Origin of the sequence: Bifidobacterium sp. B4111 (assembly GCF_026537235.1) — a bacterium.
Classification (GTDB): Bacteria; Actinomycetota; Actinomycetes; order Actinomycetales; family Bifidobacteriaceae; genus Bombiscardovia.
On record NZ_JAFNMO010000005.1, the window covers coordinates 68,381 to 93,701 of the forward strand.

General features: G+C 59.1%; 21 protein-coding genes. 12 read left to right on the forward strand and 9 right to left on the reverse strand.

What is annotated here, in order from left to right; translation table 11 throughout:
* Positions 1–31 precede the first annotated feature (31 nt).
* The 5 genes from J3T93_RS08350 (at position 32) to J3T93_RS08370 (ending at position 5,568) form a co-directional block, all read left to right on the forward strand.
* Positions 32–1,306, forward strand: coding sequence for a glutamate-cysteine ligase family protein (locus J3T93_RS08350; protein WP_267431297.1), 1,275 nt, complete (start codon positions 32–34; stop codon positions 1,304–1,306).
* Between the two features lie 109 nt (positions 1,307–1,415).
* Complete coding sequence (locus J3T93_RS08355; protein WP_267431298.1) at positions 1,416–1,883, forward strand: GNAT family N-acetyltransferase; 468 nt, start codon at positions 1,416–1,418, stop codon at positions 1,881–1,883.
* Positions 1,880–2,800 carry a ribonucleoside hydrolase RihC gene (gene rihC, locus J3T93_RS08360; RefSeq protein WP_267431299.1) on the forward strand — a complete coding sequence of 307 codons (921 nt, stop codon included), beginning with the start codon at positions 1,880–1,882 and terminating at the stop codon, positions 2,798–2,800. The genes J3T93_RS08355 and rihC overlap by 4 nt, the downstream gene beginning before the upstream one ends.
* Positions 2,801–2,831: 31 nt before the next feature.
* On the forward strand, positions 2,832–4,211 hold the full coding sequence (dcuC, locus tag J3T93_RS08365; RefSeq protein WP_267431300.1) for a C4-dicarboxylate transporter DcuC: 1,380 nt from the start codon (positions 2,832–2,834) through the stop codon (positions 4,209–4,211).
* Positions 4,212–4,440: 229 nt separating this feature from the next.
* Complete coding sequence (locus J3T93_RS08370) at positions 4,441–5,568, forward strand: LacI family DNA-binding transcriptional regulator (protein WP_267431301.1); 1,128 nt, start codon at positions 4,441–4,443, stop codon at positions 5,566–5,568.
* 182 nt (positions 5,569–5,750) lie between these two features.
* Here the strand turns inward: J3T93_RS08370 and J3T93_RS08375 are convergent, their stop codons facing one another.
* Together J3T93_RS08375 and J3T93_RS08380 are read right to left on the reverse strand one after the other, a co-directional pair.
* The gene (locus tag J3T93_RS08375; RefSeq protein WP_416378847.1) at positions 5,751–7,178 is read right to left on the reverse strand and encodes an MFS transporter; all 1,428 of its coding nucleotides are present in this window, start codon (positions 7,176–7,178) and stop codon (positions 5,751–5,753) included.
* A 60-nt stretch (positions 7,179–7,238) separates the two neighbouring features.
* Positions 7,239–8,195, reverse strand: a complete 957-nt coding sequence (locus J3T93_RS08380) for a nucleoside hydrolase (protein ID WP_267400737.1) — start codon at positions 8,193–8,195, stop codon at positions 7,239–7,241.
* A gap of 471 nt (positions 8,196–8,666) precedes the next feature.
* Between J3T93_RS08380 and ileS the strand changes: the two genes are divergently transcribed.
* Entirely contained in the window at positions 8,667–12,011 is a 3,345-nt protein-coding gene (gene ileS, locus J3T93_RS08385) for a mupirocin-resistant isoleucine--tRNA ligase (RefSeq protein WP_267431302.1), read from the forward strand.
* 85 nt (positions 12,012–12,096) lie between these two features.
* Here the strand turns inward: ileS and J3T93_RS08390 are convergent, their stop codons facing one another.
* Positions 12,097–13,044 carry an aldo/keto reductase gene (locus tag J3T93_RS08390; protein WP_267431303.1) on the reverse strand — a complete coding sequence of 316 codons (948 nt, stop codon included), beginning with the start codon at positions 13,042–13,044 and terminating at the stop codon, positions 12,097–12,099.
* Positions 13,045–13,210: 166 nt separating this feature from the next.
* Here J3T93_RS08390 and J3T93_RS08395 point away from each other — a divergent pair, with 166 nt between their 5' ends.
* Positions 13,211–14,179, forward strand: a complete 969-nt coding sequence (locus J3T93_RS08395; protein WP_267431304.1) for an SPFH domain-containing protein — start codon at positions 13,211–13,213, stop codon at positions 14,177–14,179.
* 78 nt (positions 14,180–14,257) lie between these two features.
* Here the strand turns inward: J3T93_RS08395 and J3T93_RS08400 are convergent, their stop codons facing one another.
* Positions 14,258–15,109: a patatin-like phospholipase family protein gene (locus tag J3T93_RS08400; RefSeq protein WP_267400733.1), complete on the reverse strand. Its 852-nt coding sequence runs from the start codon at positions 15,107–15,109 to the stop codon at positions 14,258–14,260.
* 68 nt (positions 15,110–15,177) lie between these two features.
* Positions 15,178–15,963, reverse strand: coding sequence for a glutamate racemase (murI, locus tag J3T93_RS08405; RefSeq protein WP_267431306.1), 786 nt, complete (start codon positions 15,961–15,963; stop codon positions 15,178–15,180).
* A gap of 67 nt (positions 15,964–16,030) precedes the next feature.
* Between murI and dapF the strand changes: the two genes are divergently transcribed.
* Positions 16,031–16,996, forward strand: coding sequence for a diaminopimelate epimerase (gene dapF / locus J3T93_RS08410; protein WP_267431307.1), 966 nt, complete (start codon positions 16,031–16,033; stop codon positions 16,994–16,996).
* On the opposite strand, the gene J3T93_RS08415 is transcribed toward dapF, so the two are convergent.
* A complete protein-coding gene (locus J3T93_RS08415; RefSeq protein ID WP_267431308.1) occupies positions 16,997–17,605 on the reverse strand; it encodes a vitamin K epoxide reductase family protein in 609 nt (202 codons plus the stop codon). It lies immediately after the preceding gene.
* 71 nt (positions 17,606–17,676) lie between these two features.
* Between J3T93_RS08415 and J3T93_RS08420 the strand changes: the two genes are divergently transcribed.
* Entirely contained in the window at positions 17,677–18,564 is an 888-nt protein-coding gene (locus tag J3T93_RS08420) for a PHP domain-containing protein (RefSeq protein ID WP_267400730.1), read from the forward strand.
* A 64-nt stretch (positions 18,565–18,628) separates the two neighbouring features.
* On the opposite strand, the gene J3T93_RS08425 is transcribed toward J3T93_RS08420, so the two are convergent.
* Both J3T93_RS08425 and J3T93_RS08430 read right to left on the reverse strand, forming a co-directional pair.
* On the reverse strand, positions 18,629–18,868 hold the full coding sequence (locus tag J3T93_RS08425; RefSeq protein ID WP_220237019.1) for a DUF3107 domain-containing protein: 240 nt from the start codon (positions 18,866–18,868) through the stop codon (positions 18,629–18,631).
* Positions 18,869–18,957: 89 nt separating this feature from the next.
* Positions 18,958–20,586 (reverse strand): phosphotransferase, encoded by a 1,629-nt coding sequence (locus tag J3T93_RS08430; RefSeq protein WP_416378846.1) that lies wholly within the window; start codon positions 20,584–20,586, stop codon positions 18,958–18,960.
* Between the two features lie 103 nt (positions 20,587–20,689).
* On the opposite strand from J3T93_RS08430, the gene J3T93_RS08435 reads away from it, so the two are divergent.
* Positions 20,690–22,180, forward strand: coding sequence for an ATP-dependent helicase (locus tag J3T93_RS08435; protein ID WP_267400729.1), 1,491 nt, complete (start codon positions 20,690–20,692; stop codon positions 22,178–22,180).
* A 36-nt stretch (positions 22,181–22,216) separates the two neighbouring features.
* Here J3T93_RS08435 and J3T93_RS08440 read toward each other — a convergent pair whose 3' ends face one another.
* Positions 22,217–23,833, reverse strand: coding sequence for a zinc-dependent metalloprotease (locus tag J3T93_RS08440; RefSeq protein ID WP_267431309.1), 1,617 nt, complete (start codon positions 23,831–23,833; stop codon positions 22,217–22,219).
* A gap of 94 nt (positions 23,834–23,927) precedes the next feature.
* On the opposite strand from J3T93_RS08440, the gene J3T93_RS08445 reads away from it, so the two are divergent.
* The gene (locus tag J3T93_RS08445) at positions 23,928–24,794 is read left to right on the forward strand and encodes a S16 family serine protease (RefSeq protein ID WP_267400726.1); all 867 of its coding nucleotides are present in this window, start codon (positions 23,928–23,930) and stop codon (positions 24,792–24,794) included.
* A gap of 51 nt (positions 24,795–24,845) precedes the next feature.
* Entirely contained in the window at positions 24,846–25,262 is a 417-nt protein-coding gene (locus J3T93_RS08450; protein WP_024627263.1) for a DUF3052 domain-containing protein, read from the forward strand.
* Positions 25,263–25,321 lie beyond the last annotated feature (59 nt).

Genomic DNA, 25,321 nt, shown 5'->3' on the forward strand with positions numbered 1-25,321 from the left:
CAAGGCCCTCGCCCGCTTCTACGATTGCAGCATGAGGAAAAGCGTAGGCGCTGGGTACGCGCACCTGTTGACGGTCCCTAATCCGCGGCATGTAGCCAGCCTGGCCAACTACTTTTCGCGCGGGTCTAAGCCGCGTTCCCAGTGGCGGTTCGGCATCGAGATTGAGCATCTGCCGGTCCGCAACGACGGATCCGATGCCCCGGTTCCCTATGAGGGGGAGCGGGGCATCGAGGCCCTGCTGTCTGCCTTGGAGCCCTGCTACGACGGCGATAAGGAGTACCGGGAGGACGGACACCTGGTGGGGCTGAGCAGGCCGGGCTGCGTGGTCTCCTTGGAGCCCGGCAGCCAGGTGGAGTGCTCCCTGGGTGTGATGCGGAACAGCCGAGAATTCGAGGACCTCTACCGTCGCTTCCGTGCCGAGGTCGACCCCATTGCCAAGTGCCTGGGGTTCCGGCTGGTCGAGTACGGGTATCGCCCAGCCGGGTCCTACGCTGATGTGGGCGTCAATCCCAAGGAACGTTATGCGGTCATGAACACCTACCTGGGTCGCATTGGCCAGTGCGGACCCATGATGATGCGCAGCACCGCCTCCACCCAGATCAGCATCGACTACCAGGACGAGAAGGATGCCATCGCCAAGATCCGTCTGGGCACGGCCATTGGGCCTATTTTGGCCTACCTATTCCGCAATACTCCAATATTTGAGGGGGAACCCAACCACATGCCCCTGCGGCGCCAGCGGATCTGGGACTGGCTCGACACCCAGCGCACAGGTCTGATTCCTGGGCTGTTTGAGGATGGCTTCGGCTGGGAGGATTATGCCGTGGACATGCTGTCCACCCCGCTTATGGTGGCTGATGTCTCACACACCCCAGAGGTAGAGGGGCCGCAGGGGCAGCAGGTCTTCATAGCCTGGCACGAAAACGCCGGGGAGATCTATCCTGATCGGCCGCTCAATGATGCCGAGATAGCGCACATTCTGACCACGCACTTTAACGATGTCCGCTTAAAGAACTACATCGAGCTCAGGCACTGGGATTCCCTGCCCATGAAACGCGCCAGCCGACTTCTTGAGGTTGTCGGTGGTATCTTCTACGACTCGGATCGATTCGCCAGGCTTGTCGAGCTCTTGGACGGGGTGAGCGAGGAGGATGTGCTCCAGGCCAAGGCTGACCTGCAGGTCCGTGGCAGCCAGACCAGCCCCTATGGCCGCTCTCTGGACTTCTGGCGGCAGGTGCTAGGTGCCGAGGACACTCTGGATGATGTGCCGGGTGACCCCTCTAATCCCAGCCGATTCCAGAACTAATATCTCGCGCAAGCTCACTAAATTGGACAAAACTTTGCTGTCGGTTTAAACTCGTGTTAGTTGATAAAACGTTATAGCAATTCTGGAGACTCGCAGCGGAGGGATTCCAATGGTGGTTGTCATTCGGTATGATGCGCTGACGCCAGAATTATACGAACGGGTGCGTTCGACGGCTGGTTTCCACGCTTACTCACCAATCGACGTAAAGGCGGCCCTTTCTGGTGGCTATTGCTCAGTCGTTGCCGAGGTAGAGGGTGAACCTGCTGGTATCGGCCGTGTCATTGCCGATGGACGAATAGCTTTCTTCATCAAGGATCTTGTGGTGCTGCCCCAGTATCGCCACCACGGCGTGGGTAGCGCTGTCCTTCAGGCACTTCTGGATCGAATCGCTCAAGAAGCATGCGAGCATGCTTACGTGGGGCTGATGGCCACTCCTGGCAAGGAAGGTTTCTACGAGGAACATGGCTTTATTCGGCGGCCAGGTCCGGACCTAGGCAGCGGGATGATCCGTTTCCTGGACGGTGCCTATCGGTCGCAGCTATCAACTGGAAGCAAATCAAAGGAGCAGGAATCATGAATCCAACACCAGTCATCATCGATACTGACCCGGGAATTGACGATGCCGTTGCCATTGCTTTGGCGCTATTTTCGCCTCGGCTGGATGTGCGTCTGATTACCACGGTGGCCGGCAATGTCGGCTTGGACAAGACCACGCCGAACGCCCTGCGGCTGCTGACATATTTCGAACGTCGTGTCCCGGTGGCCAAAGGGGCCTCTGCTCCTCTGCTGGAGCCTTTCGTGGATGCCAGCGATATCCATGGAAAGACTGGAATGGAGGGCTTCGACTTCCCTGAGCCCGATCACTCCCTGCTGCTGAAGGAAAATGCGATCGAGGCCATGCGCAAGGAGATCATGGACTCGTCCGAGCCGGTCACCCTGGTGACCATCGGACCGCTGACCAATATCGCCCTCCTGCTCAAGGTCTACCCCGAGGTCGCCAAGGGGATTGGACGGATCGCCATGATGGGAGGCTCCACTGCCCGCGGCAATCGTGGTGTCATGTCCGAGTTCAATATAGCCACGGACCCCGAGGCTGCCGCCATTGTCTTCGAGTCGGGAATCCCCATCGTCATGGCGGGCTTGGACGTCGGTCTCAAGGCCCTGGTCCTGCCCGAGGACAGCGCTCAGCTGCCTGCCATGGGGAAGGTGGGCACGATGACCCACGACCTGTTCAAGAAGTACCGCGGAGGAAGCTTCGCCACGGGTCTGAAGATGTACGATCCCTGCGCGGTCGCATGCATCCTGGCTCCTGAGCTCTTCAAGTTCGCAGAGACCTCTGTTGAGGTAGAGCTGGCGCAAGGCCCGACCCGCGGCTGCACGGTCGTCGATCTGAAGGGTTATCGGAAGCGCAAAGCCAACGCTTCCGTGGCTATCGATGTGGATTCCAAGGGATTCCGGGCCTGGTTCCTGGATGGCATGAGCAAGTGCATTTGATTACCAAGACCAAGAAAGGGAGTATTACAAGGTGATTGCGGAGATCATTCTGGTTCTGGTCGTCCTGGTGGCGATCGGGTACCTGATCATCAAGAAATATAATCCAGCCCTGACCCTGATTATCGGGGGCCTAGTCCTCCTCCTGGGTGCCTGGGCGCTGGGACATCCTCTGTATGCTGCGGGCAAGGGGACAGGTTTCGGGCTCTTCGATGTCTTCATGGTTTTCAAGGACACCATTCTGGATCAGCTCAAGGCTGCCGGTCTGGTCATCATGGTTCTGTTCGGCTACTCAGCCTACATGAACAACATCGGGGCCAACCAGGTTGCCGTGAACTACATGGTCAAGCCCCTGCGTCACATCAAGCACAAGGCGCTCATCGTGCCGGCTGTCTTCCTGCTGGGTAATGTCATGTCCCTCGTTATCCCCAGCGCTTCCAGCCTGGCAATCATCCTCATGTCTATCCTTTACCCCGTACTGGTGGGCATGGGCCTTTCATCGCTTACTGCTGCCGGTGTAATCGCCTGCACGGCCACCATCATGCCCACTCCTCTGGGTGCAGATAATGTTATCGCCGCCAAGACGCTCAAGTACGATCTGATCGAATATGTCGGCAACAACGCCAAGATCGCTATTCCTTCCCTGCTGATTATGGCCTTGGCCCACTATATCTGGCAGAAGTGGTGCGATAGCCATGAGGAGGGTACCGGCGTCGCCGACCCGGTCGACCATGATGCGAAGGCTGTGCGTGACACCACGGGAATTCCCGGATATTACGCTTTCCTGCCTCTACTGCCCCTCATTCTGATCCTGGTCATCGGCATCGCGGCCATGTTCATCAAGGGTCTGACGATGGATATCGTGGTGCTGACCTTCATCTCCTTCTTCATCGCGGTTATCATCGAGGCCGTCCGGCATCGCTCCTTCAAGGAGATCCAGGGATCGGTTGTCGAGATGTTCACCGGCATGGGTCGCGGCTTCAGCCAGGTGGTCATCCTGGTCTGCGGCGGTTCTCTCTTCACCACCGGTGTTCAGAAGCTGGGGTTAATTGACGCCCTAACCCACTCAGTGGAAGGATCCACTGGAGCCGGCCTGACCGTGGCTCTAATTTTCGCCCTGGCCACCTGCCTGTTCGGCTTCCTGTCCGGTGGTGGCCTGGCCATGTTCTACGCGGTCATCGCCCTGGTGCCTGGCATCGCTGCTGCCGCGGGTGTCGACGGCATCCTTATCGCCATGCCCATGCAGCTGATCGCCAACTTGGCCCGCGGCATATCCCCGGTGGCGGCGGTCATTATGATCGTGGCTGCCAGCATCAAGGTGGAGCCCACCAAGGTACTCAAGCGGACCAGCGTGCCCAGCATCGTGGGCATCATCAGCGTATTGGTTTTGTCGATCTTCCTTCTGCCATACTGATTGCAGTTGTAAACCCCCCTAAGGGCCTCCCTAGTGTCGACGCAGTCGATTCTGGGAGGCCCTTGGTCAACTTTGGGATCACCCATTCTTTTAGAGTGTTCTATTTATATTTGATACATGGAAATAATGGTCGGTGTACCTGGATTTATGCCTATCTGAACGAGTGAGGAGCACCCAGTCGTTTGCGCTGATACAGAAATGCGCTGGCTCAGTGTATTCGTCTGGAGCGATGAATGAACTTTCAGTTGCTGCCGCACTCGTACGACATTCAACACGGACTTCGGGTTATGCTTGGACTGTTACACAATCGGTCAATTCGGAAAGATATTTTATGGGATTCGTGACTATTCGCGATGTGGCACAAAAAGCAGGCGTATCCATCGCGACCGTCTCGCAGATCTTGCATGGGAAGGGCCGTTTCTCCAAGAAAACCAAAAAACTGGTCATGAACACGGTTGACGCTTTAGGGTATATTCCTGATTCAAGGGCCCAGGCTATCCGTATGTCCGATTCTAAGATGGTCGGTTTATTGGTACCTGATTTACGAAACAGATATTTCGCGGATCTGGTCAGTTCTATGGAAAATATACTCTATGAAGAAGGCTTCAACACACTTATCGGTACTTCTGCCGAAAATGTGGAACGTCAGGACTCATTTATTACCAATATTCTAGGGCAGAGATTTGATGGGTTAATTATTATCCCACAAGGAGTGGAATCTGCAGGTTTGAAGGCTTTAGTAAAACGAAATATCCCCACGGTCTTTGTAGACCGCCGTGTGCCCGGTATGGAAACAATTCCTTATGTTGTTTCAGATCCCAGGCCAGGTCTGGTGGAGGCGATGCGTGCCTTATATGCCGACGGACATAGGAAAATCGCTTATCTCGCTCATCCTTCCTTGAAGTCTTTTAGCTTGAATGAACGCGCAGAAGCATTTAAAAAGTTGAGTCCTCAGTTCTTCGGAAAGTCGGGTTCTCTGATTCTGTCTAGTGACAGCAAGAGCGGATCGCTCGAACTGGCGCTGAACCGTATCGATGAATTTGGAGCTACTGCACTCATTTTCGGGTATTCGCCAGATGCTATCAGTTGTTTGGGCATTTTCCATGATCGCGGAATCAAAATAGGTTCCTGCATGTCGCTTATTTCTTTTGATGATATTGATGTCTTCAATCTTATGACGCCAAGAATTTCGATTATCTCCCAGCAGGCCGAGAAAATGGGGCGCAGAGGCGTGGAGATGCTACTTGAACTGATAAGAAATGGAGTAAGTGGCCTGGGGGCTATGGTGAGTATTCCCACCATTTTCATTCAACGTGAATCGGTGGGGCCGGCTCCAGCTTTGGGCTCATACCACTGAGTGAAATTTGCAAAGCGATTCTACCTTGCTTAGACCGAATCGTTAACTGCACAATATCCTTGAATATTATTCAAATGATGCACGGTATTAAATGAAACCGGTGCCAATATGCTTATCGACACCGGTTGGTAGTTCATTAGACTCACAAATCGAACAGATCGTGGTCACGAACGTATTGTTTATTACTTGCTCTCGCCATAAATCTTCTTATTGAAAGCGAAGTAGATAAGAAGGCCAACAACAATCATACCTGCATCAATTAGGAAGAGGTTGGAATAATTGGCGGCGAATCCAGTAGTGCCATTGATGCTGCCTATGGAGAGTGTTGGGGAACTCATCAGACCGCCTATGATGGCGATACCAATGGAACTGGAAACGTTCATAGCCAGGTCATTCATGCCTACGCCGCGTCCAGACTCATCCTTAGACAGGGTGCCAAGAACCGTTGAGACCAGCGGCGAGTAGAGGAAACCGCCTCCACCATAATAAATGCAACCTGCAATGGTCAGAGCAATCGGTCCTAGATTGACGCAGAAGACGGCAAGAACAAAGCCGAGTATTTTCATGCAGCCCGCGGTGATAATTGCGGCACGACGACCGATCTTGCCAACGATCCACCCTGAGCAGATTCCTACAGTGGCCCCTACAACGAAAGCCCAGACGATATGCAGCGATACCTGTGAAGTGGTCAGGTGGAATACCTTGGTGCTGATTCCGTTAAAGAGCGGGGAGAAGGAATAGTTGGGCAGATAGAAGAGGAGGAGCAGAGATATTGCCATCAGCCAGCGCTTGTTGCGGAAGAAAGCCGGAGTGACGAAGGGATTTCTTGCCTTGTGGATGTATATTGCGAAGACAATGAAAAGAGCGGCAGAGGCAGCAAGCATCCACCAGCTTTTGTAGGAGAAGAAGAGGGTAATGAAAGCTGTGGCCAGGCCGAAGATCGTGAAGCCGATCGCATCAACTTTTTCACCGTTTCCTGTTTTATCAGGAAGATTCTTAAGAAGAAGGGGTAGGAAGAGTACAGTCACGGCGGGGATCAGGAATAGATACTGCCAATGAATCGAAGTTAAGAAGCCTGCAGCGAAGACGCCGATGGCAGCTGAGATCTGATATCCAGCGGTAAAGATCCCGAAAAATATGACCTTAAGTGAATCCTTAAGATATTTTGTTGCCACAACCAAATAAACGGAGCCGGCCACCTGCTCGCCAGCCGTCTGGATAGCTCGAGCTACAATGACCGTCCATATATTAGCAGTGAAATAGTAGTTGGCTACAAATCCAAGAACTGAACCGAATACCAGCAAGGTAATGCCTACAACTACCAATTTTTTGAGTGAGACGAAATCTCCCAGAGAGCCGTAGATGAAGCATACGATACCGAGAACAATACTGGGAATCGCTGTTATCAAGGAGGCCTGCCCTGGTGCTCCAACGCTTTCTCCGATTTCCTGGAAGACCAGATTGAATCCTTGTAGGCATAAAGTACCCAGGACGAAAGTGATGAGTAGCGGAATTAAGGCTTTGACAGCCATGTCGCTTGTTATTTCCGCTTGTTGAGAGGAACTCTGTGATTGCGAGCCGTTTTTGGCTGCAGTCGTGCTGTCTGACATGATTGCTCTTATTCTCTCTTTATTATCTATATCAATTAACGGGTTTACCGGTGTTTGGCTTCATTGCTGGTCAGAGACAACTAGGGAGGTTCTGGTCATGAATTCGTGCAGGAAACGCTCTACATCTACTTTGATGGCCACTTGAGTGGTCTTGGTGGCATCGTTGAGCCTGTTCTTGTCTCCAATAGTTCTTCCTCTAGTGGCTCCGTCAGTCTCAACTTTCAAGTTGACACCCAGGGTCTTGACCAATGTGGGGTCAACGGCTACTGCTACGGCCAGGGGATCATGCAAACCGCAACCGCCCAAGCCTGGGGACGTAAGCTCATATGCGTGGATGTAGTAATCTGTCATGTCGCTGAGAAAAGCGGCAGCGGGGGTTCCCAGCGCTCGCCATTGTTTGGTTTCGTTTTTCGTCAGCAAAGTTTGCAAAGTAACGTCAAGACCAACCATGGTGCATTGGGCTCCGGATGTGAACAGTGCATTAGCAGCTTCGGGGTCTTGCGATATGTTGGCTTCCCGCCATGGCGCCACATTGCCTGTAACAGTCAGTGCGCCTCCCATGACCACGATTCCCCCCATGATTTCCTTAATGGAAGGGTCTTGTTTCACGGCTGCGGCGATATTGGTCAGTGGCCCCGTGGCCACATAAGTCAGATCCTTGCCGTATTTATGAGCTGAATTGATAATAAAATCGACCGCTGATGATACTTCCTGGCAGCGAGGCGAATCGGGTATTGTCACATCGCCGATTCCATTTTTACCATGGATCAGCCGTGATCCCTCCAAGACCTCGAAGAAGTCCTTGTTGGTTGCATGGGGTAGACCAGGGTAAACAGGGACTTCTGCATGACCAAATAAATCGGTGATAGCCAGGTCATTGCGGATTCCTTGCCTCATGGTTACGTTGCCGTAGGTTGCGGTGATACCGATCAGCTCTACCTCTGGGCTTCCAAGAGCGTAGGCGATGGCAAGGGTGTCATCAATTCCGGTATCAAGGTCGAGTATGAACTTCCTCAATTGTTCGCCTTTCCAATAGCAGCAATGAGTGAATACAAAGCATCTGCGCTCCCTCTAAGCATCTTTGCCTCACTTGCATTCTTTAAAACAAAGAAGATAAAACCTTTTATCGTCTCTGTGGTGAATAAAATATCAAATAGGATTTAACTTGTCAAATCTTTGGGTGAAAAAGGTGATGAGCAATAGATCTCCATAGTTGTTTCCGCGAGGTGAATGAGCGGAAAGAAATAGTAGATGGGTGGTGTATTCTTAACTATCAATAGGCCTTGATCCGTCATCAGCGGGGAGCCTTCGGAAGAACGGGACTGCTTGCGGCGATCCTCAGTAGAACCGACGGGTGGGCCCGCATAGCCCATATCAAGCGGTCCGGTGCGAGTCATTGGCCGGGCAAGCGAGGTGGTACCGCGGTGGGCCCCCTGGGTCCCTCGTCCTCGGTATGGCGACATGAACGACCAGCGAGGAGCGTGAACGGTGAATCAGACCACTGATACCTCAGATGCGACAAATCGGGATGGCGAAGTCTATCCCAAGGCGGTGGTGGACCCGGCTCTGGCTAAGGTGAAGCCCAATCCTTCCTTCCCTGATATGGAGGAGTCCGTTCTGGACTACTGGGATCAGGACGACACCTTCAACAAATCGGTGGATCGTCGCCCTTCCGGCGATCATGCCGACAACGAGTTCGTCTTCTTCGATGGCCCGCCCTTCGCCAACGGCCTGCCCCACTATGGGCACCTGCTGACAGGCTACGTCAAGGATGTCGTTCCACGCTATCAGACCATGAAGGGTCACAAGGTCAATCGGGTCTTCGGCTGGGACACCCACGGTCTGCCCGCCGAGTTGGAGGCCCAGCGCGAGCTCGGCATCGACAGCGTGGATCAGATCGAGCAGATGGGCATCGAGAAGTTCAATGACGCCTGCCGCGCTTCAGTGCTCAAGTACACCAACGAGTGGAAGGACTACGTCCATCGTCAGGCCCGCTGGGTGGACTTTGACCACGGATACAAGACCCTGAACGTTTCCTATATGGAGTCGGTCATGTGGGCCTTCAAGACCCTCTACGAGAAGGGCCTGGCCTATAAGGGCTACAGGGTGCTGCCCTACTGCTGGAAGGATCAGACCCCGCTGTCCAACCACGAGCTGCGTATGGATGCCGATGTCTACCAGGACCGGCAGGACACCACCGTCTCCGTGGCCGTCAAGCTCAGGGACGAAGATGCCTATGCGGTCTTCTGGACCACCACCCCCTGGACTGTTCCGACCAACCTGGCCATCGTGGTCGGCGCTGACATCGAGTACTCGGAGGTCAGCCCGGTGTCGGGGCCCTTCGCCGGTAAGCGCTTCTACATCGCCACGGCCCGTCTGGGCGACTACGCCAAGCAGCTGGGGGAGGACTACCAGGTGGTTCGCACCCTCAAGGGTTCCCAGATGGAAGGCTGGCGGTACTGGCCGGTCTTTCCCTACTTCGCCGGAGAGCAGGCCGAATCCGAGGGCGGCACCCCCGGCCCCAATGCCTATACCATCTACACGGCTGACTACGTCGACACTGTCGAGGGCACCGGCTTGGTCCACCAGGCTCCCTATGGCGAGGACGATATGAACACCCTGAACGCCAAGGGCATCCGCAGCGTGGATGTCCTCGATGCCGGGGCCGTCTTCACCGAGCAGTGCCCTGACTATCAGGGCCTGCAGGCCTTCGACGCCAACATGCCCATCGTGCGCAATCTGCGCGCAGGCGACGGCCCCCTGGTACAGATCCCAGCCGAGCATCGTGCCCTCCTCTTCCAGGAGAAGAGCTACGTCCACTCCTACCCCCACTGCTGGCGTTGTGGCACCCCGCTGATCTACAAGCCGGTCTCCAGCTGGTTCGTCTCCGTGACCAAGATCAAGGACCGCCTGCTGGAACTCAACCAGCAGATCAACTGGATCCCCGAGAATGTCAAGGACGGCCAGTTCGGCAAGTGGCTGGCCAACGCCCGCGACTGGTCCATCTCCCGCAACAGGTTCTGGGGCTCGCCCATCCCGGTCTGGGTCTCGGACGATCCCAAGTACCCCCGGGTGGATGTCTACGGGTCCCTGGATGAGCTCAAGAAGGACTTCGGACGTTACCCGACCGACGAGAAGGGGCAGATCAACATGCACCGGCCCTGGATCGATCAGCTGACCAGGCCCAACCCTGACGATCCGACCGGCAAGTCCACCATGCACAGGATCACTGATGTGCTGGACTGCTGGTTCGAGTCAGGCTCCATGCCCTTCGCCCAGTTCCACTACCCCTTCGAAAACAAGCAGTATTTCGAGGACCGGGATCCATGTGATTTTGTGGTCGAGTATATTGGTCAGACCCGCGGCTGGTTCTACACCATGCACATCATATCCACGGCCCTCTTCGATAAGCCGGCCTTCAAGAACGTGATCTGCCATGGCATCGTCCTGGGCTCCGACGGCCAGAAGATGAGCAAGCACCTGCGTAACTATCCAGATGTGAATGAGGTTTTCGACAAGTACGGATCCGATGCCATGCGCTGGTTCCTGATGAGCTCGTCCATCCTACGCGGCGGCAACCTGGTCGTCACTGCCGAGGGCATCCGTGACACGGTCCGTCAGGTTATGCTGCCGGTCTGGAGCTCCTACTACTTCTACACGCTCTATGCCAACGCGGCCAATAAGGGAGCCGGCTACCAGGCCCAGGCGCTGACACCGGACCGGGTGGCGAGTCTGCCGGAGATGGACCGCTTCCTGCTGGCGCGGACCCGCCGGCTGATCCAGTCAGTGCAGAAGGCCCTGGACGACTTCGCCATCTCGGATGCCTGCGATGCGGTGACCGACTTCATCGATGTGCTGACCAACTGGTACATTCGCAACAATCGCGACCGTTTCTGGAGTGAGGACCACCAGGCCTTCGACACTCTTTACACGGTCCTGGAGGCCTTCACCCGCGTTCTGGCCCCTCTGGCGCCCATGGAAGCCGAGCAGATCTGGCGTGGTCTGACCGGTGGGGAGTCGGTCCATCTGGCCGACTGGCCCTTCCTAGCCGACGAGTCCACCGGACAGGAGACCGAGCTGGGACAGGTCCTGCGTGACGATCCTGCCTTGGTAGCTGCCATGGAAAAGGTTCGCGAGGTGGTTTCGGCCACCCTGGCCCTGCGCAAGGCCGAGCAGATCCGCGTCCGCCAGCCGCTGTCCCGGTTGACCGTGGTGGTTCGCGACCCCGATGCGGCCCGTTCTTACGTGGACGTGCTCAAGTCGGAGCTGAACATCAAGGATGTGGAATTCTGCACCCTGGACCAGGCCGGCAAGCACGGCCTGCGAATCATCCACGATCTCAAGGTCAACGCCCGTGCGGCTGGGCCTCGGCTGGGCAAGCAGGTTCAGCTCGTCATCAAGGCTTCCAAGCAGGGCGACTGGTCCGAGCAGGACGGGCACGTGGTCGTCACCACCCCCGACGGATCGGTGGCCCTGGAATCAGGCGAATACGAGCTGGACAACCGGATCGAGCGGGAGGATGGCTCCCAGGCCGACAGATCGGCCTCCGCAGCCCTGCCCACCGGTGGCTTCGTCATTCTCGACACCCAACTGGATGACGACCTCCTGGCCGAGGGCTATGCCCGAGATCTGATCCGCCAGGTTCAGGATGCCCGGAAGACTGCCGGTTTGGACATTGCTGATCGAATCCGGCTGACCCTGACCTTGCCAGAGGAGGATGCCCACAAGGCCCAGCAGTTCAGTGACCTGATCGCTCGCGAGACCCTGGCCACCAATCTGACCGTCAATGCTGGCGATCTGGACCAGCCGCAGGTCGACCTGGTCAAGGCCTGATCCTAGTTGCACAAAGGGCTTCCATCCTACATCAGATGGAAACCCTTTGTGATGCGTCCTGCCGGGCGTGATACCCGGCTGCCGATCAGCTCTTGACCTTGTCGCTGACCTGGTCCAGGGTCTGCATATCCTGGTCGCTCAGTTCCAGGTGGGCGGCAGCCAGAAGGGACGGCAACTGTTCCGGGGTGCGTGCAGAAGCGATGGGGGCTGCGATTCCAGGCCTGTGGTTGAGCCAGGCCAGGGCGACGGTGGCCAGTTCAACATCGTGGGCCTTGGCGACGCCGTCCATGGCGGCGACCACGTCCAGCCCCTCCTGGGTGAAGAAGTCCTTGACCATGCCCTCGCGCTGCTTGCCCCTGAGGTCGTCCATGGTACGGTACTTGCCCGTCAAGAAGCCCGAAGCCAGCGCGAAGTAGGGGAAGACCGCCAAATTCTCGTCCCTGGCGATCTGCATGAGGCCATCCTCATAGGTCCTGCGGTATACCAGATTGTATTGGGGCTCCAAGGCCACTGGCAGGGTCAGGCCCTCCTGGCGCGCGATCCTGAACCATTCACGGATCCGGTCCGGTGTGTAGTTGGACAGGCCGATGGCCCGGACCTTGCCCTCCTTGACCAGCTTGTCGAAGGCTGCCGCCGTCTCCTCCAAGGGGGTGGAGCTGTCGTCGAAGTGAGCGTAGTAGAGGTCGATCACATCCAGGCCCAGCCTGAGCAGGGAGGCATCGGCAGCGGCCTTGATGTTCTTGGCTGAAAGACCGGAGTACTGGGGGTGTTGGCTGACCTTGGTGGCCACCAGGACCTTGTTGCGGTTGCCGTTCTTGGCCAGCCAGCGGCCTAGGACGATCTCGGATTCGCCGCCGGAGTGTCCGGGGGCCCAGGCCGAGTAGACGTCAGCTGTATCGATCAGGTTGCCTCCGGCTTCCGTGTAGGCGTCCAAGACCTGATCGGATTCTGATTCGTCACTGGTCCATCCGAAGGTGTTGCCGCCCAGAACCAGAGGAAAGATATCGATGTCGATGCCGCGTAGTTTTGCCATATTCATCCTTTCGGGTTGGAGTCTTGTCAGGCCGAGTCTATTACCATTCCAGACGCCAGAACCGATTATTCAGGCGTGTGCCTCATGTATAGTGATGGAGGGAGGTCGGAATGGGGCGGTTTGCAGGTCCGGCATCCAACGGTTTTCAGCTCGAAGGAGAACACTCATGCATCTAGACATCGCCATTGTGATCGCCGTACTGATCCTGGCGCTGATCATTTTCCTCTTGGGAATCTTCGTGGTGCCGCAGCAGCAGGCGGACATCATTGAGCGCTTCGGCAAGTACCACCGGGTGGCACAGGCGGGTATTCACGCCAAAATTCCCCTGGTGGACCGGATAGCCACCAAGACCAACCTGCGCGTCAACCAGCTGAACGTCAAGCTGGAGACTAAGACCAAGGATAATGTCTTCGTCACCGTGGAGGTCTCCGCACAGTTCCGGGTGGAGGCGGCCAACGTGGTTACGGCCTACTATGAGCTGGTCGACCCGGCAGGCCAGCTGCGCTCCTACATGGAGGATGCCCTCAGATCGGCCATTCCCGCCCTGAGCCTGGATGACGCCTTCGCCCGCAAGGATGACATCGCCTCCGATGTGCAGCAGACTGTTGGCCAGGAGATGCAGCGCTTCGGATTTTCGGTTATCAAGACCCTGGTCACCGCCATCGACCCCTCCGCCCAGGTCAAACAGGCCATGGACTCCATCAATGCGGCCCAGCGCGAAAAGGAGGCTACCCGTGAACGTGCCGAGGCCCACCGTATCGAGATCGAGACGCAGGCCAGGGCGGATGCCGAGAAGACCAGAATGCAGGGCGAGGGCCAAGCCAACTACCGGCGGGAGATCGCCAATGGCATTGTGGACCAGATCAACAGTCTGCGGGCCGTGGGCATGGATATTGATGCCGTCAACAATGTGGTGCTCTTCAACCAGTATCTCGATGTTATGCGCTCGCTGGCCGAGTCTGACAATGGCAAGACCCTGGTCCTGCCCGCGGCGACCCCTGGTGGCTATAACGAGCTCTTTAACCAGATGACCGCAGCGCTGATGACCGCCCAGAGCAGTCAGGGAAGTGCGGATCCCAGCCACGACCGCAAGAGTGCGGACGCAGAGAGCGGATCTGGAACGCCAGTTCTGTAAGTTCTTCTAAAAAGATTTGAACAAAACAAGAAAGCAACAACCCCCCGTATGGTAGGTCCGGCGGGGGTGGGGGGGGGGTCAGCTTTTCAAGAAGTCGGCTATGGCCTCGGCGGCTCGATAGCCCTTGTCGTACATGGCGTTGAGCCCCTTGAGCGACTTGCTCAGCGTGGTCAGCCCACACAGGCTGTCCGGGGCCAGGATGAGCGCCTGACCCTCCTTTTCGGCTTGCTTGGCCAGAGCCACCTCGTCGTTGTAGGTGCGGTAGCGCTCCATTAGGCGCTCGCCGGCCGCCGGATAGGTCCTCGACAGGATTCGGGCCGGCAGGACATCCTTCTTCTGCTCACGCAGAATGTCCCTCTGGCGTGTCAGGACAAGGACGATGCGTTCATAGCCCTCGTCCATGGCCTTGCGGATCGGGACCGGGTCAGCGATACCGCCGTCCAGATAGGGCACGCCATCGAGCATGTATGGCTTATTGGCCACCGGCACGCTGGATGAGGCCTTGAGTATGTCATAGTTGTCCTGGGCCAGGTCGGACTTGTCAAAGTAGGCGGTGGATCCGTCAGTGGCCTTGCAGGCCACTACGGTGAACAGGGCCGGGTTGGCCTTCAAAGCCTGATAATCCAGCGGGTATTCTCCGTCATGGGCCGACAGTTTGCCATAGACGTAGTCCAAGTCGACAAAGGCGTGCTTGGTCAGGAAGTTGCTCACACTTGCGTACTCCTTACGCGAGGAGTAGACGGTGTAGAAGCGGTAGCAGCGTCTGAGCTGGCCCGACAGGAAGGAGGCCAGATTGGCGCTGCCGGCCGAGATCCCATAGCAGTGGTCGAAGGCGATGCCCTGCTCCATGCAGCGGTCGAAGACGCCGGCGCCGAAGATGGACCGGTAACCGCCGCCTACGTCAATGACGGCTGTTCTTTTGCGTGCCATGGGCACCTCGATTCCTGACAGGTATCCTCCCTTGATGACAGCTTATGCGTGAACGTTGGACAAGCCGTTCAGGGGCGGCATGAGGCCAGTAGCCGCTTGGACAGATCCAGCATGGCTGGCGAGGGATCAGAGTTGGCGATCTCTACTCTGCCGGGGCCGGGGTCCGGGTTGAGGGCATCGGCTTGGGCCAGCAGATCCTTGAGGTGGCGGGCCGTTCCCGGGTTGCCGTCAATCAGTGCCAGGCCTGGCGGGCAGATGCGGGCGATGGACTTGCGGAAGAAGACGAAGTGGGTGCAGCCCAGGACCAGGGCATCCAGGTTCTGCAGATCGTAGGGGTCCAAGTAACGGTGCAGAGTGGCGTCGACCAGGGTCTGGTCATTTAGCCTGTCAGACTCCACAATGGTCACCAGGTCTGGGCAGGGCTGGGTAAGGATGGTGTGCCTGCCGGAGAACCGTGCCATCAGGCGCGAGAACTTGGCCTCTTTCAAGGTCAGCGGGGTGGCAGTGACCAGAACCCGCTGAGGTCGGCCTCCGCTGCGCGTACAAGCCAGTTTCAAGGCCGGCTCCATGCCGATGACAGGGACCGGATAGCGCTGGCGCATCTGATCAACGCAGACGCTGGTGGCGGTGTTGCAGGCGATGACCATGGCCTTGACGCTCTGGTCCATGAACCGGTCGCCGATGACCTGGCAGCGCTTGGCAATCCGGTCCGGCTCCTTGGTGCCGTAGGGGGCGTAGGCGGAATCTCCGAAGTAGAGCAGACTTTCTTGGGGCAGAAGGTTCTGAATGGCTGCGGTGACGCTCAGACCGCCGAGCCCGGAGTCGAAGATCCCGATCGGTGCATCTGATGCCATGTGATCTGCTCCTTTCGCAGCCGAAGAACCAGCCTAGCCTGTCGCCGAAGGGCCGTACCCTACAAGCATGAGTATTCCCCGGACTGTTTACAAAATGCAAGCCACCGGCAACGATTTCGTGGTCTACGCCGATCCCCGGGGGGATCTGGAACCTACGGCCGACCAGGTGCGATGGCTGTGTGACCGGCATTTCGGGGTCGGAGCCGACGGGGTGATTCGGCTGACCCACCCGGCCGATGTCAGCGACTTGGACCAGGCGCAGGTGGATGCTTGTGACCGTTTCGGCTGTCAGTGGTTCATGGACTACCGCAACGCGGACGGATCACTGGCGCAGATGTGCGGCAACGGGACGCGGGCTATCACCCTCTTCGCTCAGAAGCAGGGGCTGACGCCAACTATGGAGGGGTCCTCCTTCCTGCTGGGGACCCGAGCCGGGGTCAAGCGGATTGTCTCGTGCAGTCCGATGAAGTGCGATGGCGAGCATGTGTTCATGGTCAAGGTCGGGGCCTGGCGGATGGGGCCGGTGGGGCAACAGCTGATTGACGGCGGCGCCCTAGGAGGCTCGGCTCCTGGCACCATGGTGGATATGGGCAATCCCCACGCAGTCGTTCTGACGGCAGTCGCTGCCGAGTTGGAGGCCAGCGGGTTGCCGGGGACCGTGGCCGACCTGCTGGCCAAGACCGATCTGCCTGATCCGGGCGATCTGGACCTGTCGGCCCCGCCGCGAGTCAGGCCCGGGCTTGCCGAGGGGCAGAATGTGGAATTCCTGCGTCTGGATGCCCTGGATGCCGACAATGGCAGCGGTCGGGCCACCATGAGGGTTTATGAGCGAGGCGTGGGCGAGACCCTGTCCTGCGGGACGGGCCTATGCGCCAGCGGCGTGCTGCTGCGAGCCCTGACTGGAGTCGATCATTGGACCATCCATGTGGGTGGGGGCTGTCTGAAGGTGGATGTGGATCCGCAGGATGTGTGGCTGACCGGACCGGCCAGAATGGTCGCCCGTCTGACCCTGGAGCACGTGCCAGGTTGCTGATCAGCCGAAGAGGGCAGAGCCTTCCACAGCCAAGACGATGGTTGCCAAGGCGACCAGCCAGATCAGATCGACCATCAGATCGAAGTGCCGCTGGTAGTAGATCTGCAGCCATCCCGACCTCTTGCGCGAAAGACCCTGCTGGGTCACCGTGGCGTGGCTGAAAGCCATGAATTGCAGGCTGGTGGCGAAGGTCATGACCAGGCACCAAGGGCATAGGGCGTGGATGACGAAGAGCGACTGGGTGAACAGCCAGAGCGCATAGGCCAGAGCTGCGAGCGAGGCCAGCCAGGTCCCTGCTGCCAGCAGCGCGGGCATCTTGATCCGGCAAAGGCCCACAACGGCCAGCGTCAGAAAGACGGATTCAGCGATCAGTCCAAGGAAGGCATTGGGAACCGGCAGGGTGCCCAGACGAAACAGCTCGGCCTGGGGTGAGTGGGCCACGGCTGAGCAGGAGACCGCTGAGTTGATGTCACAGCTGAGCTGGCCCTGGGGGTGACGTGCCAGCTGTAGGGTTTCCGCTGACAGAACCAGGCTGGCGTAGAGGGTTGCAAGTGAGGCCAGGGCGGCAATCAGATAGCTGGAAGGGGCTGAAGAGGTCGATTCACTCATGGGGTCCATCACCTCAATGGCTGGGGAGGTTCTCTGGGACAGGAACGCGTTCACGAGTTTAGGATGGAGGCATGACGCATGAGGATACTGCCACGGTTTCCGGGTGGGATCTGCACTGCCACACCGTGTTCTCGGACGGCACCGTGACGCCCAGGGGGATGGTCGAGCAGGCGCAGCAGCTGGGTCTGGAAGGTTTGGCCATCACCGACCATGACACCAATGCGGGCTGGGATCAGGCCCGTCAGGCTGCCCAAAACTTGGGGATGCCACTGTTGCCGGGCACTGAAATCACCGCGCAGGATGGTCGTGTCTCGGTTCACATGCTGGCCTACCTCTATGATCCGGAGGATCCGGTCATCGCCAGGCTCTTTGCCAAGACCAGGGAGGCCAGGCTGGCTAGAACCAGGACCATGGTCGAGCAGATTTCCCGAGATTATCCGATCACCTGGCAAAATGTGCTGGACCAGGTCAAGGAGGGGTCGAAGACAACGGTGGGCCGTCCGCATATTGCCGACGCTCTGGTAAAGGCCGGTGTCTATGCCGACCGCAGCCAGGCCTTCGCCGGGGTCTGCTCCTCCAGAAGCGCCTACTACCTCCCCACGCCCTCGCCGACCACCCACCAGGTGCTGGCAGCCGTTAACGATGCGGGGGGCGTTTTGGTCATTGCTCACCCGGGTGCGGTCAGCCGCAATCCCGTCCTGCTTTCCGACCAGCAGATCGCCGCGCTGGCCAGAAAGGGCCTGGGAGGCTTGGAGGTCTGGCACCGGGACAATCCGCCCGAGCAGCGTCGACGGCTGTTGGCTCTGGCTCAGCGCTGGGGGTTGCTGGTGACCGGCGGATCGGACTGGCACGGCCAAGGCAAACCCAATCACATGGGGGAGAACAGCACCAGTGACGAGGTGGTGGCCCGAATCGTGGACAGGGCCCGGGGGAGCCATCCGGTGGCCTGGAAGGGTTAACGGATACGAATCGGGGGCGGTCGGACCACAAGGATCCTGCCGCCCCCGTCAGGCGATCACAGCCTCAGTCGGAGGAGCCTCCCAGAACGCCGAAGCCCACAGGATGGGTGGTGTCGGAACCAACCACTGCGTAGCCTAGCGACTCCTTGGGAACGATGATGTGCCGACCCTTGTCGTCCACCAAATCGATGGGTCCGCCCTCGTTCAGTGCCTGGGCGATGTGGGCAGCCACCTCGTCCGCCTTGGCGTTGGTGCTGAAGCTGACCGTGCGGGCCACATTTTTGATGCCGAATTCGATATCCATCGTTACCTCCAAGGTTTTTCTCCGTCGCCCAGACCTGCCGGTCCACGGATCTTCCGGTCTCATTATTCGCTGACCCTGGTGATTACGCTCTAAGCGTCCCCGTGGGGCTCCTCCTGGGGAGAGCTCGTCTCTGGCGGCGATGCCGATGCTTGTCCGTCTGTGGTGAGTGTGGGGATCTGCTCGGGCAGAGGTTTTCTGGGAAGGACGATGGTCTCTGTCTGATCGTTTGCAAGAGCCTGAGTTGACGAAGCATCATGCGGCTGGGAAACGGCGTCTCCTGAATCAGCGGCGTTCGAGGGCTGGTCATCTCCGGACGAGTGGCTTATTGCAGCCTGCGAATCCGCTTCGCCATCTGCATCCCCGTCGCTGGGGGCTGGGTTGCCGATGCCGCGGAAGTGATCGCTCAGGCCTGAGTCTTCGTCTTGGGCGGCAGGAGCAACAGCTGGCTGCTTGCGTTGATCGTCACTGCCAAGGTCTGTGCTCTGGTCCTGCCCAATGGGCTTATTCCTGGCATCGGAGTGCCCCATGGCGGTCTGGGCCACAGCCAGATCAGCCATTTCCGCCCTGTTGATGGCGATGGTGGCTGAGCTTTCATCGGACGCTTCTGTCGGGGCGGGGTCCGGTTCTGGTGCCGGATTCTCCTGCAGCTCGGCTACAGAGGGGGCTTCAGCATTATCGTCGCCCAGCAGGGTGCCTACGGTGATGGTGGAGGGTGCACCGGCAGGTGACGGACTTGGCGTCTGCTCCTGGCGACGGGTGCGCTGGACCTGCTCATGATCGCCCAGCTGCTGGGCCAGGCGCTCAACCTGGGCTTTGAATTGGATGATCCGTTCGTTGTCCGCATGATCCAGGGCGGTGATGAAGTCGCCCACTTGCTCCATCTGCAGCCAGAGGTTGGCTCGGAGCATGATCAGATCGTCCAGCCGAGCCCCCATCATCCTGCCGTAGGCTGCAATGACTGCATTGCGGCGGGATCCGTCCAGCTTGGCGAAGATCCAGGCCAGATCACGGGCAGGATCGTTGACCTGCATATCCTGCCAGCCGTAGAGTCCGCTCAGCCCGGAGCCTGCATAGAGCAGGTCTCCATCGGAGAAGCCTCCGTGCACGGTGCAGGTTTCAAAGGACCAGAGTCCGTCGGTCGCCACGATGGAGGCCCAGGAATCGGTGATTTCCTTGGGCACGTGGCCATCCATGCGCAGCCGCTTGATCCATCCCCGCAGTTGGGCTGCGATTTGAGCGGTGGAGAAGACCGGATATCCGTGGGTTTTCAGAAAATCAGGACGCACCCGGTGGATGGCGCCGATGGCGGTGCCTGCGGCGGTGCATTCGTTCAAGGTCAGCAGATGAAGGGGACGGATTCGGCCTGGGCAGTGGGTCATGACGGCAACAGCGGTGGTGCCGGTCGGACTATCGGCCCTCTCCCCGGGCTGGTAGGCCAATATGCGCTCGACCCGGAAGCCCATGGCCGCTATCTCTTTGGCATCGGCCAGGGCCTGAGCCGCCTTGACCCGAGCGGCCAGCCGACGTTTGCCGGCCTCCGAGCTGGTGGCCCAGACGTCGTAGACGTTGCCGGTTGCATCCTGGACCACGGCGCAGTCCACGCCCTGTGTACGGTCCAGGCTGCTGAGCTGGTCGCAGTCCCGCGCACCGGTCATGGGCACCTCGGGCATGGTGGCCGATGCCAGGGCGGCCAGGGTCAGCTTCGTTCGTTCACTCACACCCTCAAGGATAATACAAGGACTGTTGTGGATACGGTTGCCCACTAGACCACATGGGCACGCCGCCGCCGGTTCCGGTACCGGCCTTTGACACAATGGGGGTGTGCATGAGGATGAGGAACGATTGCTGGAGGGTCTGGATCCAGCCCAGCGGCAGGCGGCTAGCGTGCTTGACGGGCCTGTGCGGATTGTCGCGGGGGCCGGGGCTGGCAAGACCAGGACCATCACCCGGCGGATGGCCTATGCCTGTGCCAGCGGCAGCTGGGAGCCCTCCAGAACCTTGGCAGTTACCTTTTCGGTCCGTGCCGCAGCCGAGATGCGTGATCGTCTGACCAAGCTTGGCGTGTCGGCCTCCCTGCAGGCGGCGACCTTCCATTCGGCGGCCCTGCAGCAGCTCAGACGGGTCTGGCCCCAGGTCAGCGGGACCTACCCTCCCGATCTGATTGAGGATGTGGGTCCTCTGGTGTCCTCCTCCTACCAGAGGGTCTGCGGGCAGGAGGCCGACCCGGGCCAGGTCAGGGACCTGACGGCGGAGATCAATTGGGCCAAGGTGGGGCTGATTGCCCCTCAGGACTACGTTCGTGTCTGCGCGGCCAGTCACCGTCTGCCGCCGGCCGGTCTGGAGGCCGATCGAATGGCCGACCTGTACACGGTCTTCGAGAGCTCCAAGGCCGCCCACAATCAGATGGACTTCAATGATATCCTCCTGCTGGTCTGCCACATATTGGAGGAAGACGGCCAGGCTGCTGCAGATATTCGAGACCGAATCGGCTGGCTGACCGTGGACGAATACCAGGATGTCTCGCCCCTGCAGCACCGGCTGCTCAAGCTCTGGCTCAACGGCAGGCAGAACCTCTGTGTGGTGGGGGACCCAGCCCAGACCATCTACTCCTTTGCTGGAGCCACTTCCTACTATCTGCTGAACTTCCCCCAGGAATTCCCCGGCATTAAGGCAGATTTGGATCTGTCCACCGATTACCGGTCCACGGGTAGGGTAGTCCATTACGCCAACGGCATTCTGGCGCGCTCGCCGGTGCGTGACGACTATCTGAAGCTGGCCTCGGCCCGTCAGGCGGGCAGCAGGGTCGCGATGACACGTTATGAGGACGATGGCGATGAGGCTGGAGCCGTGGCCTCCCGCATATCCTCCATGATTCGGAAGGGGGCGCGGCCCGGCCAGTTTGCAATCCTGACCCGGATCAATGCCCAGCAGACCCTGATCTGCCGTGCCCTGCACGAACGCGGAATCGGCTATCGGGTGCGTACCGAGTCGGGCTGGCAGAACCAGTCGGTCGATCTGAGCAGGCAGGAAGTACTGGAACAGCTTGAGGGCGGCATGGGCCAAGGGAGGGTCACGGTCTCCACTATTCACGCTGCCAAGGGATTGGAGTTCGCTCATGTCTTCATTGTTGGCTGCGCCGAGGGGCTGATTCCCTTTGGCTCGCCGCCGGAAGGAGATGCCCTGGAGGAGGAGCGCCGCCTCATGTACGTAGGGGTGACCCGAGCAGAGGACACCCTGCATCTTTCCTACGCGGAGCACAAGGATGGCAGCGCCTTCGTCCGACGCACCCCCAGCCGGTTCATTCACCGCTGAGGACCAACGTCTCGTCCATCGGAACGTAGAGGGTGTTCAGTCTTGGCTGCTGTCAGGATCGCTCCTGTCTGAGTCATCCTGGTCCGGGTTGCTGTCGCGGGTGCTCTTCTGGTCGCCCGGAGCCTCGTGGCCCGAATGTTCCTGGTCATTTGCAGCGTGGGAATCAGAAGCTCCGGAGTCTGCGGAGGCGGTCGAATCGGCAGAGGAATCCTTTTCCTCGGCATTCAATAGTTTGTCCAGCTCGGCATCCCAGTCCACCGAGGGAGCGGAAGTGGCGGCCTTCTGCTCGGATTGCCCGTCTGCGGATGTAGATGCTCCGCCCTGGCCGCCTTCGACCTTAACAGGCAGCGAAGGCAGCAGATCAGGATGGGACCAGTGACTGTCACGGCCTTGGATTCCCTCCTCTGCGGTGATGCGCTCCCAAAGGTCGGCGGCCTCACGTAGCTGCTTGGGATGAAGATGCAGGCCCAGCAGGGACTCAAAGGTCTGTTCAGCCGGCCCTCCCACGGCACGCTCGCGTCGGGTCATCTCCCGCAGCTGCTCCAGGTGGGGCAGGTGGGCCATGCCGGCGTTCCAGACCACGCAATCCACCCAGCCATCCACCAGGGCCAGCAGGTCGCCCAGGCTGTGCAGGGCCTCTTTTTGCTCAGGGGTATCCTCAATGCCGACATTGCTGAGGTTGATGGCGCCAGCGATCGATTCGGGGTTGATTTGCTCAGCGTCGCGCAGCTGATCCTCCACAGCGTCCAAATCGATAGAGACTCCCCGGGCATACTTGCCGATCAGGGCCTCGAAGCGCGGCATCAGCCAGGGGACGGCAGCGTAGAGCCGGGCGTGGGCGGCTTCCTTGAGGGCCATGTAGCGGGTGACCTCGTCCAGATCCAGCTGCAGGGATTTGGCGTAGGCCTTGATGTTCTGAGGTATGAGGGCTCCGGCGGGGTTCTTTAGCAACGGTATGCCCTGGTCGAATCCTCCGCGCACCTCCTTGGCCAGCTCGCCGGCTGCCTGACCCAGCTGCATGGCGAATGAGGTGTTCCCCAGCAGCCTCATCAGCGTGGTCGGATCCTTGAGGTTGTCAGGCAAGGGGATGGGCACAGGTCCGGCGAACATCCCCGAAATCTCACCCTGGTCGAAACCTTGGAAGCGCTGGCTTATGACGGAGGTCAAGGCCTCGCTGACCGCCTGGGCCACCGGCGAGGCGAACTGAACCCAAGCGTCTATGCTGCCCTCGATCCATCCTGCACGGGTCAAGGCTTCGGTTTGGCCTGGGGCGGGGTCAAAGGCGCAGACGGTGTCCAGCCAGAGGTTGGCTTCGCTCATGACTCGGGCCACCCGGTCGCTGTCCTCGGCTGTGACAGCGGTGTCGGACTGGTCGGCCCTGGTGCGCCCCAGGGCGATGTTCTTGGCCAGCGCAACGTTGATGGGCCCCTGGTCAGCCTGGGCCTGCATGTCAGCCGGAGTGTTCAGTCCTCCAGCCGTGAAAGCCTGAATCAGGGCCTGGACTTCGGCGGGTTTGGGCAGCTGTTCGGCTCCCTGGGCAGCCATCTGGGAGCGGATGGACTCAGGCAGCTGAGAGAACTGACTCCAAGCCAGCTCGCCCTGCACCGGGCCGAAGCACTCAATGAGCCATTGGTGGATTGCATTCTCGTCCATTGCTTTGTTTCCAGTCCTCGCCAAGGCAGGTCGCCCGCCGCTTAGGTTGACGTCTGCCGGGATTATCGTCTTCATCAACCATAATATTGGAGCTATGACACTTCCGCACGGGAAATCGGATCACTGCGCCACAGGCGCACCCGAAAGGCAAATCGGGACACTTGGCGGACCCACCCGCAAAATGCTGGTCGGTGGTCTTTTGGTCATTCTGGCCCTCTTGGTGCTTTTCCTTCCTTCGCCCTACACCATCGAGACGCCCGGCCCCACCCAGGATGTGCTGGGAAGTTCAAAAGGATCACCAGTCATCAAGGTGAAGGGTGGTCAGGTCCATCGTGACAAGGGCAGGCTGCTGATGACCACGGTCAATGCCCGCGGAATCCCCGGCTACCCGGCCTCAAATCTGGATGCCCTGGTGGGCTGGGCCGACCCTCACGCCACGGTGCTTCCCCAAGAGGCCGTGGTGCCTCCCGGACAGAGCGTGGAGGAGTACAAGCGCCAGGAGCAGGGCGATATGCACGGCTCCCAGAAGGCTGCCTCGGCCCAGGCTCTGGCCTTCCTCAAGGCTCGTGGATATGACGTATCAGGTCTGCAGTTCAGCATGAGGGTGGCCGACATAGGCGGCCCTTCGGCCGGACTCATGTATACCCTGGGGGCCATCGACAAGATCACCCCCGAGCAGGAGACCGGTGGCCTGACCATTGCCGGGACCGGCACCATGGATGAGAAAGGGCGAGTCGGGGCCATCGGCGGCATTCAGCTGAAGATGCTGGGGGCCAGACGGGACGGCGCCGCCTGGTTCCTGGCCCCAGCCGCCAACTGCTCACAGGTGGCAGGCCATGTGCCCGAAGGACTGCGCGACGTGCGGGTGTCCACCCTGGATGAGGCCTACAAGGCCCTGGTGGCCATCGGCCATGGCCAGGGGGAGGTGCTGCCCCGCTGCACGGCCGCCAAGGGCAGGTAAGACAAGGCCGGTCCAATTGGTGAATTCCGGCAGTCTTGTTATGCTGAAGCCGTGGCTGAGACTACAACCTATACAGCGGAAGAGTTCGGTTTTCATCCCGGCGATATCGTCCAGGAATGGATGTGGGACGACGATGTCGACGACGGGATCCGGACTAGGATCGAGGATCTGACCGGCGAAGAGCTGGTGGACGAGGACTATGACGCAGCCGTGGATGGGGTCATCATCTGGTGGCGGGACGGTGATGCCGAAGACGATCTGGCGGATACCATCATGGATGCCTCGGCCATGGTCAACAAGGGCGCACCTTTCTGGGTGCTGACTCCCAAACCCGGCAGACCTGGAGCTTCGGCGCCAGGGGTCGTCTCCAATGCGGCCAAGACTGCGGGCATGAACGCCCTGATGCCCACCACCGTCAGCAAGGATTGGAACGCCACCCAGCTGCGGGCTTTCGGCAAGGGCAAGTAAGACTCCTGGCTGTAACGGCGCCTGCGTCGGCTCGACATATCGCATAAGCGCCAATGAAC